General features: G+C 67.1%; 18 protein-coding genes. 8 read left to right on the forward strand and 10 right to left on the reverse strand.

Annotation, left to right across the window (positions count from 1 at the left end):
• Positions 1-43: 43 nt before the first annotated feature.
• On the reverse strand, positions 44-640 hold the full coding sequence (locus AC1DCU_RS18060; protein WP_025878634.1) for an NAD(P)H-dependent oxidoreductase: 597 nt from the start codon (positions 638-640) through the stop codon (positions 44-46).
• Between the two features lie 190 nt (positions 641-830).
• Here AC1DCU_RS18060 and AC1DCU_RS18065 point away from each other — a divergent pair, with 190 nt between their 5' ends.
• Positions 831-1232, forward strand: coding sequence for a response regulator (locus tag AC1DCU_RS18065; RefSeq protein WP_025878633.1), 402 nt, complete (start codon positions 831-833; stop codon positions 1230-1232).
• A gap of 11 nt (positions 1233-1243) precedes the next feature.
• On the opposite strand, the gene AC1DCU_RS18070 is transcribed toward AC1DCU_RS18065, so the two are convergent.
• The gene (locus AC1DCU_RS18070) at positions 1244-2071 is read right to left on the reverse strand and encodes an isocitrate lyase/PEP mutase family protein (RefSeq protein WP_200867508.1); all 828 of its coding nucleotides are present in this window, start codon (positions 2069-2071) and stop codon (positions 1244-1246) included.
• Between the two features lie 46 nt (positions 2072-2117).
• Entirely contained in the window at positions 2118-3458 is a 1341-nt protein-coding gene (locus tag AC1DCU_RS18075; protein ID WP_200867507.1) for an acetamidase/formamidase family protein, read from the reverse strand.
• 268 nt (positions 3459-3726) lie between these two features.
• Between AC1DCU_RS18075 and aroQ the strand changes: the two genes are divergently transcribed.
• From aroQ to accC, 4 genes are read left to right on the forward strand one after another with little or no spacing between them, the layout of a single operon-like run.
• Complete coding sequence (gene aroQ / locus AC1DCU_RS18080) at positions 3727-4179, forward strand: type II 3-dehydroquinate dehydratase (RefSeq protein WP_025878630.1); 453 nt, start codon at positions 3727-3729, stop codon at positions 4177-4179.
• Positions 4176-4598, forward strand: a complete 423-nt coding sequence (locus tag AC1DCU_RS18085; protein WP_032976445.1) for a lysozyme inhibitor LprI family protein — start codon at positions 4176-4178, stop codon at positions 4596-4598. Before aroQ ends, AC1DCU_RS18085 begins: the two co-directional genes overlap by 4 nt.
• Positions 4599-4652: 54 nt before the next feature.
• On the forward strand, positions 4653-5144 hold the full coding sequence (gene accB / locus AC1DCU_RS18090; RefSeq protein WP_025878628.1) for an acetyl-CoA carboxylase biotin carboxyl carrier protein: 492 nt from the start codon (positions 4653-4655) through the stop codon (positions 5142-5144).
• Positions 5145-5156: 12 nt separating this feature from the next.
• Entirely contained in the window at positions 5157-6524 is a 1368-nt protein-coding gene (accC, locus tag AC1DCU_RS18095) for an acetyl-CoA carboxylase biotin carboxylase subunit (RefSeq protein WP_032976444.1), read from the forward strand.
• A gap of 145 nt (positions 6525-6669) precedes the next feature.
• Here the strand turns inward: accC and AC1DCU_RS18100 are convergent, their stop codons facing one another.
• Together AC1DCU_RS18100 and AC1DCU_RS18105 are read right to left on the reverse strand one after the other, a co-directional pair.
• Positions 6670-7044 carry a hypothetical protein gene (locus AC1DCU_RS18100; RefSeq protein ID WP_025878626.1) on the reverse strand — a complete coding sequence of 125 codons (375 nt, stop codon included), beginning with the start codon at positions 7042-7044 and terminating at the stop codon, positions 6670-6672.
• Positions 7041-8006 (reverse strand): hypothetical protein, encoded by a 966-nt coding sequence (locus AC1DCU_RS18105; protein WP_282279434.1) that lies wholly within the window; start codon positions 8004-8006, stop codon positions 7041-7043. The genes AC1DCU_RS18100 and AC1DCU_RS18105 overlap by 4 nt, the downstream gene beginning before the upstream one ends.
• Before the next feature lie 150 nt (positions 8007-8156).
• On the opposite strand from AC1DCU_RS18105, the gene prmA reads away from it, so the two are divergent.
• The 3 genes from prmA (at position 8157) to fis (ending at position 10260) form a co-directional block, all read left to right on the forward strand.
• Positions 8157-9077 carry a 50S ribosomal protein L11 methyltransferase gene (gene prmA / locus AC1DCU_RS18110; RefSeq protein WP_032976482.1) on the forward strand — a complete coding sequence of 307 codons (921 nt, stop codon included), beginning with the start codon at positions 8157-8159 and terminating at the stop codon, positions 9075-9077.
• A 42-nt stretch (positions 9078-9119) separates the two neighbouring features.
• Positions 9120-9869, forward strand: coding sequence for a DUF3426 domain-containing protein (locus tag AC1DCU_RS18115; RefSeq protein WP_442252202.1), 750 nt, complete (start codon positions 9120-9122; stop codon positions 9867-9869).
• A 115-nt stretch (positions 9870-9984) separates the two neighbouring features.
• Complete coding sequence (gene fis, locus AC1DCU_RS18120; protein WP_006397198.1) at positions 9985-10260, forward strand: DNA-binding transcriptional regulator Fis; 276 nt, start codon at positions 9985-9987, stop codon at positions 10258-10260.
• Between the two features lie 134 nt (positions 10261-10394).
• Here the strand turns inward: fis and AC1DCU_RS18125 are convergent, their stop codons facing one another.
• The 5 genes from AC1DCU_RS18125 to AC1DCU_RS18145 are packed head-to-tail and all read right to left on the reverse strand — an operon-like array spanning position 10395 to position 15548.
• A complete protein-coding gene (locus AC1DCU_RS18125) occupies positions 10395-11390 on the reverse strand; it encodes a phosphatidate cytidylyltransferase (RefSeq protein ID WP_025878622.1) in 996 nt (331 codons plus the stop codon).
• Entirely contained in the window at positions 11387-12016 is a 630-nt protein-coding gene (locus tag AC1DCU_RS18130; RefSeq protein WP_025878621.1) for a lysophospholipid acyltransferase family protein, read from the reverse strand. Before AC1DCU_RS18130 ends, AC1DCU_RS18125 begins: the two co-directional genes overlap by 4 nt.
• Before the next feature lie 12 nt (positions 12017-12028).
• Positions 12029-12466, reverse strand: a complete 438-nt coding sequence (locus AC1DCU_RS18135; RefSeq protein WP_442251966.1) for a hypothetical protein — start codon at positions 12464-12466, stop codon at positions 12029-12031.
• A complete protein-coding gene (locus AC1DCU_RS18140; protein ID WP_032976438.1) occupies positions 12463-13797 on the reverse strand; it encodes a phosphatase PAP2/dual specificity phosphatase family protein in 1335 nt (444 codons plus the stop codon). The genes AC1DCU_RS18135 and AC1DCU_RS18140 overlap by 4 nt, the downstream gene beginning before the upstream one ends.
• The gene (locus AC1DCU_RS18145) at positions 13797-15548 is read right to left on the reverse strand and encodes a class I SAM-dependent methyltransferase family protein (RefSeq protein WP_312964608.1); all 1752 of its coding nucleotides are present in this window, start codon (positions 15546-15548) and stop codon (positions 13797-13799) included. The genes AC1DCU_RS18140 and AC1DCU_RS18145 overlap by 1 nt, the downstream gene beginning before the upstream one ends.
• Positions 15549-15567 lie beyond the last annotated feature (19 nt).

Raw genomic sequence — 15567 nt, forward strand, 5'->3', positions numbered from 1 at the left:
GACGGGGCTCGGGCGCGGCAGGTCTGGAAGGCAAGGGAGATCGTCAGGGCGCGGGGGTTCCGATCTTACGTCCGATGTCCACTGCCGTCTGCAGATGCGCTTCGGCCATGCCGCTGTCGGCGTCCAGCAGCAGCGTGGAGGACAGCACCGGCGCCCCGCAGTAGTCGAAGATGCCCTGGTCGATCTGGGTCTTCATCGCCGCGCCATAGCCACGCCGGTCGATCATCTGCTGGCCCGCGCCGCCCAGCCCGACCAGATGCACCTGCAGACGCTGCAGCTTTTTTTCCACCTTGCCGTCGGCACCTTCGTCATAGGCCCAGCCCTGGGTGAAGACGCGGTCGATCCATCCCTTCAGCAGCGCCGGGAACGACCACCAGTAGAGCGGGTAGACCAGCACCAGCGCATCGGCCGCATCCAGCCGGGCGTGCTCGGCGGCGACATCGGCCGGCAGCGTCGTGGTCCTGCGGAAGAACGCGTGGTCCTGGGCGTTGAAACGTGGATCGAAGCCTTCGGCCATCAGATCCACCGAGGTGACCGTATTGCCGGCATCGGCGTTGGCGATGGCCTCACCGATCCGCGCGGCGACCGCGTGGGTGAGCGAGGCCGGGTCAGGATGTGCCACGACAATATGGGTATGCATGATGGGGCTCTGCTGTTCACTAGTTACCAATGGTAACTACGATTGCAGCCAGCACCAGCACCATCGGTGGAATGCTGTTGCGCGCTGCTGTCGCTGTTGTGCACATCACAGCCACACCGGGCTGCCACGGCCTTGATGCCGGTAAGCGGATGCTTGCCGGACCAACGCAGCATTCGCACGACAACACACCATGCAGAGCAACAACGAACGACCCGCACCGCTACCCCGCCTGCTCCTTGTGGAAGACCAGCTCGATCTGGCAGATCTGATGGAACAGGCCCTGACCGACGAAGGCAACGAAATCGCCCACGCCAACAGCGTCTTCGAGGCATTGGGCATGCTCGACAGTGGCCACTTCGATGGCGCCGTGCTGGACGTGGAACTTCGTGATGGCGTGGTATTCCCTGTGGCCGATCGGCTGCTCGAACTGGGCATCCCCTATCTTTTCGCTTCAGCGGTATACGACCAGCTGGTGCCGGTCCGGCATCGGCGCGCGCCCTTCCTGGCCAAACCGTTCCATGTGCAGGGCCTGCAGCGCGCGGTGCGAGAAGCGCTCGGCAGGACGGCCGCCCCGCCGACGCCGCCGCACTAGCCTGCACGCACCTACGGCTTGAACAACCCGTTGAGCTCGGCACCGGACGGGGTGGCCGGCAGCGCATCGAATGATCCACTGGCAAGCATCTGCCGGGAGGCGTCGAGAAAGCCCGACCACGCGCTGCGGGCCAGCGCACCGCCGACACTGACCCGGCGCACGCCCAGACTGGCGGCCTGCTGCAGCGTCATCACGCCGGGCGCACCGATCAGCAGGTTGACCGGTTTGCCACCGGCGGCCTCCACCACGGCGCGGATCTGCTCTGCGGTCCGGATGCCGGGCGCATACAGACAGTCGGCACCCGCCTGCGCATAGGCGCGGATGCGAGCCAATGTATCGTCCAGATCGGGTCGCCCGACGAAGAAGTTCTCCGCGCGCCCCACCAGCATCACGTCGTGCCCGCTTTCATCAATGGCACGGCGCGCGGCCTGCAGCCGGGCCACGCTGTCTTCGATGCTGCGCAGCGGATGGTCCGCATCGCCGCTGGAATCTTCGATCGACAGGCCAGCCACACCGGTAGCGATCGCCATCGACACGCTCTCGTGCACCGCCTCCGGGCTGGGGCCAAAACCATCTTCGAAGTCGGCGTTCACCGGTAGATCGGTCGCCGCCACCATCGCCTGCAGATGAGCGAGGATCTCGCTGCGGCCCATCGCCCCGTCAGGCTGCCCGTGGGCCCAGGCATGGCCGGAACTGGTGGTAGCCAGTGCCTGGGCACCCAGCCGCGCCAGCGCCACCGCACTGCCCACGTCCCATGGATTGGGCAGCAGGAAGCAACCGGAGGCATGAAGCGCCCTGAAGGCAGCGCGGCGGTTTCGGATGGCGTCGGCACTCATCACGGACTCCTGCTGGATACTTCTTCCCCGGCTGCTGCCCGCGCAGTGGTCACCTGGCAGCAGGCTTCACGGCGGCGCGGCCCGGTTCCACTGTCGTCTGCAACTGCAGCCCCTGCAACAGTGCCTTATCCAGCTTTGCCGCCACGCCCACACTGCGCCCGGCCAGGTTGGCCACCTGGTACTGCACCGCCACGCCCAGCACCTGGGTCGCCTCGGACAGCGTCAACCCATAGGCCTGGCGCAGCCACTGCAGCATGCCCGAGGTGGCGATGCGCAGCGCATCATCGCTGGAGCCCCCCTGGCCCAGGGTCATGATCTGCGTTGCCGATTCCACCCGTGGCGTTGCGATCGCATGCTGCTTCAGCAGCTCGACCTTCACCACCACATCCAGCGACGTTTCCAGCGCCCACTGCGTGGTTTCGCCATCACCCTGGAGCGCGTGGCCATCACCCAGGTACATCAGGGCACCAGGCTGCTGCACGGGCAGGTAGACCGTATTGCCTTCGACCACGGCGTTGAAGTCCATGTTGCCGCCGAAGTCACTGGTATCGCCGGTTGAAAGCGGCGGGTAGCCGAAGCCCGGCGCCAGCGCCAGGCCGCCGAGCATCGGCTTCACCGGCACTTCGAAATGCCGCAGGCCACCACTTGCGCCCTGCGGACGGGCGACGCCCCTGCTGCGGTCCAGCTGCCAGCGCACCCGCTTGCCCAGCCCAGTGGCTTCGGCAGCCACCCGCGGCGTCTTCAAGCGTCCCACCAGGCCATCCAGGCTGTCGGCGTAGTCACGGTTGAGCTTCAACGAGGTGAGCGTGATCGCCAGCGTGTCGCCGGGTTCGGCGCCGACCACGAAAAACGGCCCGACCTGTGGATTGCCGAACAGCGCGCGGGTGACGCCCTTCTCGTCCACGCCGCCGGAGTCCAGCGTACGGGTCTGCACCGAGTCCCCCGGCCAGATCACCAGCACCGGCGCCCGGTCGGCGCTGAACGTATTGGAGTAGTCGGTCGGCGTGAACACATGGCGCTGAGGTGCGGTCGAAACCCGCGCCGGTACTTTCCAGGCGCTGAAGGCGTGGACGGCACGCGCCTCGCGGTTGTTGGTATCCGGCTGATCGCTCTGTCCCTGCATCCGCGCCCCGTCAATGCGCCCGTCGAACTGGTAGCGCTGGCCCTGGCTGTCGGTTGCGGTGAATACCATCTGCCCGGCACCCAGGGTGCCGGTGACCGGGTCGGCGTCCAGACGGCCGGCGATACGCCCGTCCTGCACGTCCACCTGCAGGGTCTGGTAGTTCCTGCTGCCCCACAGGTCGGTGGCAACGATCCATTGTTCGGCAGCCAGCGCATTCAAGGGCAGCAGCGCCAGCAGCACTGCAGGCAATCGCATGGGGGTGGGCACGGCGCGAGCATCCAGGAGCGCCGACATGGCGGGTTGACCCAGTGTAGGAACACCCTGGCAACCTCCGCAGTGTCGAACGTAATGCGGTCCGGCTGCAGTCTCCGGGGCTGAGGGATGGTCGGCACGCGCAGTTTCCACTGTCTATAGTGAGCAGACATGCGGCGCACGGCCTTTTCAAACGATCGCTTTAAACACCACTAATTTCGCCGAACTGGACAGCATCCTCAGCTTCCGCCAGACTGCCGCCCTTTCCCGTCAATCGGATCCCATGGCGAAGCTGCTGGTCCTGCATGGCCCCAACCTCAACCTGCTCGGCAGCCGCGAGCCGGAGGTCTACGGCCACACCACGCTGGCCGACATCGACCAGGCGCTGGCCGCCCAGGCCGCTGCCGCAGGTCATGCGCTGGAGAGCCTGCAGTCCAACGCCGAGCACGTCCTGGTGGATCGTGTACAGGCCGCACGCACCGACGGAACGGCCTTCATCCTGATCAACCCGGCCGCCTTCACCCATACCTCGGTTGCCCTGCGCGATGCGCTGGCGGCGGTGGCGGTGCCGTTCATCGAGATCCACCTGTCCAACCCGCATACCCGCGAGCCCTTCCGCCAGCACAGCTATTTCAGCGACAAGGCGGTGGGCGTGGTGTGTGGCTTCGGTGCCGACAGTTACCGCTATGCGATGGACGCGGCATTGGCACGCGTGCAGGCCGCCGCCGCATCATGAGCCTGTCGCGCGTCCTCGCCAGCGTAGTGCTGTGGGCCGGCCTGTGCGGCGCTGCCAGCGCGTTCGACCGCAAGGACGAGGGCATCGACTGCGCGCATCCGACCACCACGATGGAGAGCGACCTGTGCGCCTCGGACGTGGCAGCGGCCGCCGACGTTGAACTCAACACCGTCTACGCCCAGGCACGCAGGCAGCTGCGCACGCCGGCCAACGGCGGCACCTGCAGCTACTGCGGCAACGCCGAACAGGAACTGGTGCTGGCCCAGCGCGCATGGATGCAGCTGCGCGACCACGACTGCCAAGCGGTGTACGCCCTCAATTCCGACGGCACCGCGCGCAATGGCGCACAGATGCGCTGCCTGATCACCCTCGCGCGCGACCGTACCCGGCAGCTGCGCGACTTCTACGAACTGCTTTGACCCGAGCGCAACGCGCTTCCCACCACACTGACATCAAAGAGCAAAGAGGCCACCATGGATCTCCGCAAAATCAAGAAGCTGATCGACCTGCTGGAAGAGTCGAACCTGGCTGAAATCGAAATCAAGGAAGGCGAAGAGTCGGTGCGCCTGTCGCGCGCTCCGGTGTCCGGCTACGGCATGATGCAGGCCCCGCCGCAGATGATGATGGCCGCTCCGGCCGCTGCCCAGCCGGCCACCCCGGCGATGCCGATGCAATCGCCGACCGAAGCCTCCACCGGCGGCACCGCCAAGCCGGGCAACGCGCTGCCGGAAGGCCACGTGCTGCGCTCGCCGATGGTCGGCACCTTCTATGCCTCGTCCGCACCGGACAAGCCGGCGTTCGTCAGCATCGGCCAGCAGGTCAAGGCCGGCGAGACCCTGGCCATCATCGAAGCGATGAAGATGTTCAACCCGATCGAAGCCGATGCGTCGGGCACCATCGTCGCCATCCTCGGCGAGAACGGCCAGCCGGTGGAATTCGACCAGCCGCTGTTCGTGATCGGCTAAGGGGCGGCTGCCATGCTCGACAAAGTCGTCATCGCCAACCGAGGGGAAATCGCGCTGCGCATCCTGCGCGCGTGCAACACCCTGGGCATCCGCACGGTGGCCGTGCACTCCACGGTCGACCGCAATCTCAAGCACGTGGCCATGGCCGATGAATCGGTCTGCATCGGTCCGGCGCCGTCGGCGGAAAGCTACCTCAACATCCCGGCGTTGATCGCCGCGGCCGAGGTCACCGACGCCCAGGCCATCCACCCGGGTTATGGCTTCCTGTCCGAGAACGCCAACTTCGCCGAGCGCGTGGAAGAGTCCGGCTTCATCTTCATCGGCCCGAAGGCAGACACCATCCGCCTGATGGGCGACAAGGTCGAAGCGATCCGTGCCATGAAGTCGGCCGGTGTGCCGTGCGTGCCCGGTTCGGGCGGCCCGCTGGGCGACGACATCGTCGCCAACACCAAGATCGCCCGTGAGATCGGCTACCCGGTCATCATCAAGGCGGCCGGCGGCGGCGGTGGCCGCGGCATGCGCGTGGTGCACGCCGAAGCTTCCCTGAAAACCTCCATCGAAACCACCAAGAGCGAGGCCAAGGCCGCGTTCGGCAATGGCGAGGTCTACATGGAGAAGTTCCTGGAGAACCCGCGCCACGTGGAGATCCAGGTGCTGGCCGACGGCCAGGGCAACGCCATCCACCTCGGCGAGCGCGACTGCTCGATGCAGCGTCGTCACCAGAAGGTGGTCGAGGAAGCACCGGCACCGGGCATCACCGCCGAGCAGCGCGAGCAGATCGGCAAGGTGTGCGTGGAAGCCTGCATCCGCATCGGCTACCGCGGCGCCGGCACCTTCGAGTTCCTGTACGAAGACGGCCGCTTCTACTTCATCGAAATGAACACCCGCATCCAGGTGGAGCATCCGGTCACCGAGATGGTCACCGGCATCGACCTGGTCGCCGAACAGCTGAAGATCGCTGCCGGCCAGAAGCTGTCGATCAAGCAGAGCGATGTGGTGCTGACCGGTCACGCGATCGAGTGCCGCATCAATGCCGAAGACGCCGAAACCTTCGTGCCGAGCCCGGGCACCATCACCGGCTTCCACGCACCGGGTGGTCCCGGAGTGCGCGTCGATACCCACATCTACAGTGGCTACCGCGTGCCGTCGAACTACGACTCGATGATCGGCAAGCTGATCGTGCACGGTCCGGACCGCGAGACCGCCATTGCCCGCATGCGGGTGGCGCTGAGCGAGATGGTGGTCGATGGCATCAAGACCAACATTGCCCTGCAGCAGCGGATCATGCGTGACAAGGGCTTCCAGGCCGGTGGGCAGAACATCCACTATCTGGAAAAGCGCCTTGCCGAGCGCAAGAGCAAGCCGATCGCGTTGACCTGATCGGCAGAGTGCCATCGCCGGACACGAAAAGGGCGGGGATTTCCCCGCCCTTTTTGCGTTTTTACGGTAGCGCCGGGCCATGCCCGGCGGCCTTCCATCGCCACCGCCCACCCGCCGGGCATGGCCCGGCGCTACCGGCGTGGCGTCAGCGCGCGTCGGCCGCGGTCGCCGGAATCTGCGAGTTCGCCAGAGGACGCACGCCGTTCGGCGAGGTCGGATCGACGATCACCATGGTCTCGCTGGACCCATCGGGCCACACCACCTGGAAGGTGCTGCCGGCCGGCAACGACGAGAACGGCACGCCGCTCTGCGCACGGTAAACGGCGGCAACCTGGCTGGCACCGGCACGACGCACGTCTTCCTGTGTCTTCACCGAGGTCAGCTCCACCTTCGATAGACGCCGGTAGCGGTCCTCGTAGGTGTCGATCATCAGCAGGCCTACCGCACCGGCCGAATAGGCCACGAACAACACCACCCAGAACCAGAACTTGGCCCCATGCAGGAATCGACGGTAGTTCATCGCCCGTCCCTCGTTCCAATCAATCGCTTGATCCATTCCTTCATTTTCCCCGCACCTTGCCGCGAAACCGCGGCGTCATACACAAATTCACGGAAGTCCTGCGTTCCATCCGGCGAACAGATCCCTCCATTCGCACAAAAACTGTTGACCAGCACGCTGTCGGCTCCACAGGGAAGACCGAGTTCGCAGGCCGCAACCCGCCATGCCAGTTCACTGAGCTGTTCACCGGCGACCATGCCGACGAGCGCCTTGTCGCCGGCCGCGCGCAACCCCATGCCCGGCGCGATGGCCATATAGGCCTCCGGATCGCGCGAGGTACGTACGCGTTCAACCAGGTCGCGGCGGTACTGCTCGCTGTCCTGCAGTGGCTCACCTTCGGCAAACAGCGCCGCTTCGGCAGCGAGGTTGCCCTGCTGGGCCGCACGACGACGCTCACCGAGCACCAGTGCCGGCCCCAGCTTGTCGCCGGGCACGAAGCCACCGCAGCGCTGCGCCACCCGTTCGCGCGCCTCCACCATCTCCGGTGCAGCACTCAGGCCAAGGCCGGACAGCACGTTGTTGTCCAGGCGGTAGCCACCCGGATCAACGGCGTACTGCGCGCAGTAGTCATAGACCCGGCTGAGCATCCAGCGCGCCTCATGGTTGCCCCGGTCGGCCTGCACGCGCAGGCGCTGCGCGTAGGCGTACAGATCGGTGGCACTTTCGATGTCGGCGCGGATATCCAGCGGCAGGCCCGAAGGCAGCGCGGTGCCGGGTTCGAACGCAGCGAGGCGGCGTGCCAGGGCTTCCGGCATCACCGGTGCCAACGCCCCCTGCACATCGCCGGCCGGGGCAGCCAGCGGCGCGTCGACGCGCGCGTCCATGTCCCGGCTGTGCCCATTGGCCCGATAACCGGCCACGCCCAGCACGGCCACGGCCGGCAGGACGAGCAACCAGGTTTTCAGGGTCGGGGCGAAAGCCATCGGCAACGTTCGGTGGTACGGCGCACAGGAAAGCGCCGAGTTTAGCAAGGCCCGTGAGGCCTGTCTGAATCGGCTTCGTTCATCTCAAGGCATACGGAGACGCCCTGATGGTCTAGCATGGCCCCCTTTCCCGCGATTGCCCTCACCGCCATGCCGTTCCTGGAACTGACCCTGCGTTGTACCGAAGCCACCCAGCCCCGTTATGAGAATGCGCTGGAGGATGTGGGCGCGCTGGCGGTGACCCTGCTTGATGCCGAAGCCGACACCAGCAACGAACAGGCCATCCTCGAACCCGGCGTGGGCGAGACCCCGCTGTGGGACACCCTGGTGCTCAGCGCGCTGTTCCCGGCCGACAGCAATGCCTTGCTGCTGCTGGCCGCGCTGGAAGCCTTCGACCCGGAGCTGGACTGGAGCAACGGCAGCTTCCGCGCCGTGGAAGACGAAGACTGGGAGCGCGCGTGGCTGGACCAGTTCCAGCCGATGGACTTCGGCAGCCGTACCTGGATCGTGCCGTGGAACCACGAGCTGCCGGAAGCCGCGCAGGCCGCCGACGCCGCCATCGTGCGCCTCGACCCGGGCCTGGCCTTCGGCTCGGGCACCCACCCGACCACCGCGCTGTGCCTGCGCTGGCTGGACCAGCTGGCCATTGATGGCCAGCTGCAGGGCCAGCGCGTGCTCGACTTCGGCTGTGGCTCGGGCATCCTCGCCCTGGCCGCACTGAAGCTCGGTGCCGCCCAGGCCATTGGCGTGGACAACGACCCGCAGGCGTTGATCGCCACCGCCGACAATGCCGAGCGCAACGGCGAACAGGCACGCATGCAGGTGTACCTGCCGCAGGACGAACCGGTCGCCACCTACCCGATCGTGGTCGCCAACATCCTGGCCTCCGCGCTGGATGCACTGGCCGAACTGCTGGCCGCCCGTGTCGCCAGCGGTGGTCGCATCGCCCTGTCGGGCATCCTGCATGGCCAGGAAGACGAACTGCTGCAACGCTATGCGGCCTGGTTCGACGACCTGCAGGCCACCCAGGATGGCGACTGGATGCGCATCACCGGCGTACGCCGCGCCTGATCGTGGTTGAATGACCGCTGGATCCGAGCCCGCGCCCTGAGCATGTCCGAGCCGAACCCACCGCGCCGTCCCCTGGCCACGTTCCTGCGCGCCGCGCCGGGACGCGATGCCACGCCTGAAGCCACCGAACCGCGCGGACCGGTGCCGACCGATGCAACGCCGGTGATCGAGGACATCGACCCGGCAACGGACATCGTGGCGGCAACCGAAACAGAACCGCTGGCCGCCGCTGATCCAATCATCGAGCCCGACTTCACCGCCAAACCCGGCATCGTTGCCACCGCCGCCGATGCGCCCAGCTTCCTCGGCGTACGCCCGCGGGCGCTGCCCACCCCGCGCTGGCATTGGCTGCTGGTGGCCGCGCTGGCGCTGCTGCTGTTGCTGCAGAGCGTGCTTGCCGATCGTGCACGGCTGGCCGCCGATGCCGGTACCCGGCCGTGGATCGGTGCGCTGTGCAGCGTGCTGCGCTGCGAGCTGCCCGCCTGGCGCGAGCCCACTGCATTGACCATGACCAGCCGTGAAATCCGCCCGTTGCCGGCCCAGCCCGGCGTGCTGCAGATCCAGGCCAGCATCCGCAACGACGCGCGCTGGCCGCAGGCATGGCCGGACCTGCGCCTGTCGCTGTCCGATGCCGATGGTCGTGTGATCGGCACCGGCGTGTTCGCACCAGCGCAGTACCTCGGCGAAAACCCGGGGGCGGCCCCTCTGGAACCGGGCCAAAGCGCACGCATCGCCTTCCGCGTGCAGGAGCCTGCCGCATCCACGGTCGCATTCACCTTCGAGTTCCTTTGACCTGGGCCTGACCGTCCGGCCGTGGCAGGTCGGGCACGCTCGCGCTAGACTGACCGCCATCACCTCATCCGGTCCGGCGCCCCGCGTGCATGGACCAACCAGATCGGGAACCCCCTTGAACGCTGTCCTTTCTCGTCCTGACAACAGTCGTGGCGCTGCCCGGCCACCGCTGCGCGAACATGTGGCCCAGTCCGTGCGCCGTTACCTGCGCGACCTCGATGGCTGCGATGCGGACGATGTCTACGAGATCGTACTGCGCGAGATGGAGATTCCACTGTTCGTGGAAGTGCTCAACCACTGCGAAGGCAACCAGAGCCGCGCGGCCGCGATGCTGGGCATCCACCGCGCCACCCTGCGCAAGAAGCTGAAGGAATACGGCATCAGCGCGTAAGCGCAGCATGGGTAGTGCCGGCCGCTGGCCGGCAACCGCAACACACTGTCATCATTCATGGGGTTGCCGGCCAGCGGCCGGCACTACCGGCTCCGGTAGATCCACGCCATGCGTGGATGAATCTCCCCCGCAGCTCAACCGCCACCTCCCGCCTTCCAGTAGTAACGCACCACGTGGAAGAACACCGGGGCGGCGAAGCACACTGAATCCAGCCGATCGAGCATGCCGCCATGGCCCTCGATCATGTTGCCCCAGTCCTTGATGCCGCGGTCGCGCTTGATCGCCGACATCACCAGGCCGCCCCAGAACCCCATCAGGTTGATCAGCAGCGACAGGCCGAACGCCTGCAGCGGCGTGAACGGGGTGATCCACCAGAGCGCGGCGCCCAACGCGCTGGCACAGAGCACGCCGCCGACGAAGCCTTCCACCGTCTTCGACGGCGACAGCTTCGGCGCGATCAGGTGCTTGCCCAGCAGCTTGCCCCAGATGTACTGCAGCACGTCCGACGACTGCACCACGATCACCAGGAAGGCGAACAGCAGCACGTTGCGCGCCGGATCGTAGCCCGGCACGCGCAGGTTCAGCAGCAGCGGCACGTGCGAGATGCAGAACACGCAGATCATCAAGCCCCACTGCACCTTCGACGTGCGCTCCAGGTAGTGGGTGGTGTCACCACCGATGGTGGCCAGGATCGGCAGGAACAGGAACGCGTACACCGGGATCAACAGCGTGTACATGCCATACCAGTCGATCCACACCAGGTAGTACTGCCACGGCAGCACGATGTAGAACGCGGCCAGCAACGCGTAGTAGTCACCTGATCGTGTTGGCGCCAGGGTGATGAATTCGCGCAGTGCGAACAGCGAGATGATGGCGAACAGCACGATCACTCCGGCGCGCCCGAAGAACAGCGCCAGCCCGACCACGATGGCCATCACCCACCACGCGCGGATGCGCGAGACCAGGTTGGCGATCACCGCGCTGGGCTGTCCACGCTGGCGCCAGCGCAGGGTTTCGGACACCAGCGTGGCCAGCACCAGCACGGCGCCTACGCCCGCGAACAGCAGCCCTGTCTGCTGGCCCACGCTGCGTGCGGCAAGATCACCGGACACATCGATCATGAAGCTCATGCACGGCCTCCGTTCGGGGCAAGGGCCAGCAGCGCCTGCCGGCTGCGTGCCAGGAACGCGGCCTTGTCCTCATCGGCCTGCAGCCGCAGCGGCGTACCGAAGGTTGCCGTGCACAGCAACGGCAGCGGCAGGAAACGCCCTTTCGGCATCACACGCTTGAGGTTGTCGATCCACACCGGCACGAACTCCAGCTCCGGGCGTTGCCGGGCCAGGTGGTAGATGCCGCTCTTGAACGGCAGCAGCGGCTCATCACCGATGTTGCGCGTGCCTTCCGGAAACAGGATCAACGAACAGCCCTCATCCACCGCATCACGCAGCACCTGCAGCGGATCCTGATGGCGGTTGCCGGCCTCGCGCTCCACCAGCACGCCATTGAATACCGCGTCGATCAGATAACGACGCAGACCGTCGCGCTGCCAGTACTCGGCGGCGGCGACCGGCCGCACCTGGCGCCGCAGCGCCGGCGGCATCGACGACCAGATCAGCACGAAATCACCATGACTGGCATGGTTGCCGTAGTAGACGCGGTGCTCGCTGGACGGCGCGCAGCCAACCCACAGCGCGCGTGCGCCGGTCACTACATGGATGGCCGCGCTGCAGGCGCGGGCGATCAGTTCAGCAAACATCGGCACCTCCGGTCAGGTCTGCGGCCACAGCACGGCCAGCAGCAGGGCAGCGAACTGCAGCAGCGTGGCGGCGTACTGGCGCATCAGCAGACGCCGCATGCCGGTCCAGCGCGCATCCCAGCCACGCGTCGGCGCCGCTGCGTCCAGCCTGCGCAGGCCAGCGGTGTGCAGCGCCTGGTCCACGCGTTGTGCTGCGTCTTCACCCTGCAGGCCCTCCTGCTGCAGCAGCTGCAGCAGGCTGGCGTCCAACTGCACCCGCACCGCGTAGTACGCCTGCACAACACCTGCAACCAGGCTCAGCAGCAGCAGGCCAGCGGCGAACATCGCCAGCCCAGGCTCGATGCCCAGCAACAACAGGGCCACCAGCAGCAGGCCCAGCGACAACGCGGCAGGCAATCGCCCCCGCCGCAGCAGCAGATGCATCATCGGCAGATCGGGCACGGCGCTCATGCAATGGTCTCCTGCGCGGCAGCGGCCGCGATCACCTGTAGATGAACGTCGTGCAGCACGATCGACGGCCGCGCGCCACGCACGATCGACACCGCGTCGGCCACATCGCGCGCACGGCCGGTGCGCAGCAACCAGGTCGCCACGCTGGCCGCGCTACGTGAGTACCCCAGCGCACAGCAGACCAGGACGGGGCCATGCCCGCGCAGGCGTTCAATGGCATCTGCCGCGGCGCGCAGCTGCGCCGCTGAAGGCACCACCAGGTCCAGCATCGGCACGCTGGCGTACGCTGCTCCCGGCGCGCGGCAGGACAGCTCCGCACAGGTGTCGACCACGCCCACCAGCGGTGCCGGCAGTGCGGTACCTGGCAGGCGCCCCAGCCAGACAGCGTCGACGACCGGCACCGGCTGCGGCGCGCGGCGCGTCCACAACCGCGAGTTGATCCACGCCGCACCCAGGTACGGTGCCAGCAGCCAGCGCGCGGCCATCGTCAACCGGCCATCGGCGCGCTTCTGGAACACCGCCGTGCCCAGCCCGGCATAGGCCAGCGACACCAGCAGCAACGACACCACGGGCCACAGCAGCCACAATGCGGTGCCGCGCAGCATCACCACCGGCACCAGCAGCAGGCCGGCACCCAACACATACAACGCGGCCAGCCGCCAACGCTTCGGGTCACCTGCAGCCTGCCAGGCACGCAACGGCGGCGTGCCCTGCTCTGGCCACAGCCACACGCACAACCAGCCGGCCAGCAGCCCGGTGGGAATGTCGATGAAGTGATGCTGGAACGTGGTCAGCACCGAAATGCCGATCAGCAGCGCCCACACATGCAGCACCAGCCGCCAGACCCCGTGCAGGTACTGCGCGAACTTCACCCACAGCACGATCAGCAGCACGATATGCAGCGACGGCGCCTGGTTGAATGGCTTGTCGAAGCCCAGCAGCACGTCGAACAACCAGCCGAACACACCGCCGATTTCCGGCCGTTCGAAGCTGAAGCGCAACGGCCACAACAGGAAGCACGCCACCGCGATCACCTGCGCGCTGAGCAGGCGCAGCGCGTGCCGGTCCAGCTCCAGCCGGCGCCGGCACAGGAAGAACGAGATCGCATAGAACAGGTCGATCGACCAGTACGGCACTATCGTCCACGGCACGAACGGAATCCGCGCCTCCCAGGCAAATGCCATCACCGGCAGCTGGGCATGGCGGCCGGCCATCCAGTTGGCGAAGCCATAGCTGGCGAAGAAGAACGGACCGAGCAGGGCCAGCCACAGCAGGGCGCGCCGCCAGGGGCGCGCCTCGCTGGATGATGCGGTTGCCGCCAGCGTCGCCATCACGCGATCCGTCGTGCCAGCGATACGGTGAAGATGCCGAAGTCATCGATGCGCTGGGCCACCTTCTGGAAGCCGGCCAGGCGCACCAGTTCGTCCATCTCGTGCTGGGTACGGCGGCGCATCACCCACGCCGCGCCACCACGATGGCTGGTCAACGCACGCGCGATGAACTCCAGCTGCGGATGCCACGGCTGCCCGGTATAGGCCAGGTAACCGCCCACCGGCACCGTCGCAGCGATGCCCTGCAGCGAACGCAGCACCGCATCGTTGTCCGGGAACAGTTCGTACAGGCCGGACACCACCGCCAGCGTCGGCGCCGGTTCCACCGCTGCCAGCTGCGCCGGATCGAACGCATCGCCCTGTTCGAAGCGGGCGATGTCGGCCGCGCCGAGGCGCTCGATCAAGGTCTTGCCCTGCGTTACGTTCAGCTCGCTGAAATCGCGCAGCACGATGCGGTCGGCACGCTGTTCGCCCTGGCCGAGTGCTTCCAGCACGTAACGGCCATGGCCGGCCGCCACGTCCAGCACGCGCACCGGCGCGCCCTGCCCGCGCAGTCGCTGGGCGGCATCGCGCAGCAGTTCCTGCAGGTGCTTGCCGCGCACGCGGATGCCGCGCCAACCGATCGCATCCAGATAGTTGCGGTCGACCATCCGGCCCAGCGGGCCCTTGCCCCGCGCCTCATCACGGTAGATGTAGTCCAGCGTGCTGCCCGAGTCGAAACCGGTCTGCAGGCCCAGCGCGATGCCCTCCGACAGCGTGCCGCCGAAACGCAGGCCACCGCGCACCACGCGCCAACGCAGGTCGGCCAGGCTGTTGCGCTCCGGTGGCCACGACAGGATCTCCGATTCCTCGAAGGTCGGGCCATGCCGATGCGCATCGCGCCGCGACAGCTCCTGCAGCGGTTCGGCAAAGCGTGCCTGGATGAAGCTGCGGATACGCGCCAGCGCCGGTGCACGGTCACGCTCGCCGAGGGTGTCGTGGAAGAAGCCCGGCAGGTGCACGCGCTCCTTGATCGGGCTGGACAGGCGTTCGTAGAAGCGGTCCTGCGGGCCGCGATGCACCACGAAGTCCGAGCCCGATACCAGCAACTGTACCGGCACGCTGATCGCCTGCGCGTCGGCCACGATGCGGTCGGCCGCTTCGTACAGGCCCAGCAGCACGCGCACCGAGATCGGCCGGGTGATCAGCGGATCGGTGCGGTAGCTTTCCACCCGTGCCGGGTCGTGGGTCAGCCACTGCGGCTTGACGTAGCTGTTGACGAAGAAGTTGCCGCGCAGTTTCTGCATCAGCGCCAGTCCAGCGCGTGCGAACGGCACGTACAGCTTCACCTTGAATGCCGGCGAAGCCATCACCAGCGCGCGCAGCCGCGGCGCATAGTCATGCACCCAGGTGGCGGCAACCACCGCGCCCACGCTCTGCGCGATCACCACGATGTCCTCCACCGCGATGCCATGCTCGGCACTGATGTGGGCGATGAAGCTGTCCAGGTCGCGCACCAGCGCCGGGAAGCCCGGTGCGTCGCCGCGCGTGCCGGGCGAGCGACCATTGCCGCGCGCATCCCACGCGAAGAACGCGGTGTCGGGCAGGTCCAGCTCGTCGACCAGATGGGTGACCCGGCCGGAGTGTTCATGGCCGCGATGCAGCAGCACGATGGCCTTGGCCGGCGTGGTTGCCGTGGTGCTCGGCCAGTACCGGTAGAACAGCGGTACCTGGTCGAAGCTGTGGAATTCCCGTTCCTGCGCCTGACGCATGCAATCTCCGTATGGATAG

It is taken from the genome of Stenotrophomonas sp. 10L48 (genome assembly GCF_056395105.1).

What these genes read in the sequence shown, in the direction of transcription:
- AC1DCU_RS18060 (WP_025878634.1), bottom strand. Translation starts at nt 640, where the DNA reads ATGCATACCCATATTGTCGTGGCACATCCTGACCCGGCCTCGCTCACC.
- AC1DCU_RS18065 (WP_025878633.1), top strand. Translation starts at nt 831, where the DNA reads ATGCAGAGCAACAACGAACGACCCGCACCGCTACCCCGCCTGCTCCTT.
- aroQ (WP_025878630.1), top strand. Translation starts at nt 3,727, where the DNA reads ATGGCGAAGCTGCTGGTCCTGCATGGCCCCAACCTCAACCTGCTCGGC.
- AC1DCU_RS18085 (WP_032976445.1), top strand. Translation starts at nt 4,176, where the DNA reads ATGAGCCTGTCGCGCGTCCTCGCCAGCGTAGTGCTGTGGGCCGGCCTG.
- accB (WP_025878628.1), top strand. Translation starts at nt 4,653, where the DNA reads ATGGATCTCCGCAAAATCAAGAAGCTGATCGACCTGCTGGAAGAGTCG.
- accC (WP_032976444.1), top strand. Translation starts at nt 5,157, where the DNA reads ATGCTCGACAAAGTCGTCATCGCCAACCGAGGGGAAATCGCGCTGCGC.
- AC1DCU_RS18100 (WP_025878626.1), bottom strand. Translation starts at nt 7,044, where the DNA reads ATGAACTACCGTCGATTCCTGCATGGGGCCAAGTTCTGGTTCTGGGTG.
- AC1DCU_RS18105 (WP_282279434.1), bottom strand. Translation starts at nt 8,006, where the DNA reads ATGGCTTTCGCCCCGACCCTGAAAACCTGGTTGCTCGTCCTGCCGGCC.
- prmA (WP_032976482.1), top strand. Translation starts at nt 8,157, where the DNA reads ATGCCGTTCCTGGAACTGACCCTGCGTTGTACCGAAGCCACCCAGCCC.
- AC1DCU_RS18115 (WP_442252202.1), top strand. Translation starts at nt 9,120, where the DNA reads ATGTCCGAGCCGAACCCACCGCGCCGTCCCCTGGCCACGTTCCTGCGC.
- AC1DCU_RS18125 (WP_025878622.1), bottom strand. Translation starts at nt 11,390, where the DNA reads ATGAGCTTCATGATCGATGTGTCCGGTGATCTTGCCGCACGCAGCGTG.
- AC1DCU_RS18130 (WP_025878621.1), bottom strand. Translation starts at nt 12,016, where the DNA reads ATGTTTGCTGAACTGATCGCCCGCGCCTGCAGCGCGGCCATCCATGTA.
- AC1DCU_RS18135 (WP_442251966.1), bottom strand. Translation starts at nt 12,466, where the DNA reads ATGAGCGCCGTGCCCGATCTGCCGATGATGCATCTGCTGCTGCGGCGG.
- AC1DCU_RS18140 (WP_032976438.1), bottom strand. Translation starts at nt 13,797, where the DNA reads ATGGCGACGCTGGCGGCAACCGCATCATCCAGCGAGGCGCGCCCCTGG.
- AC1DCU_RS18145 (WP_312964608.1), bottom strand. Translation starts at nt 15,548, where the DNA reads ATGCGTCAGGCGCAGGAACGGGAATTCCACAGCTTCGACCAGGTACCG.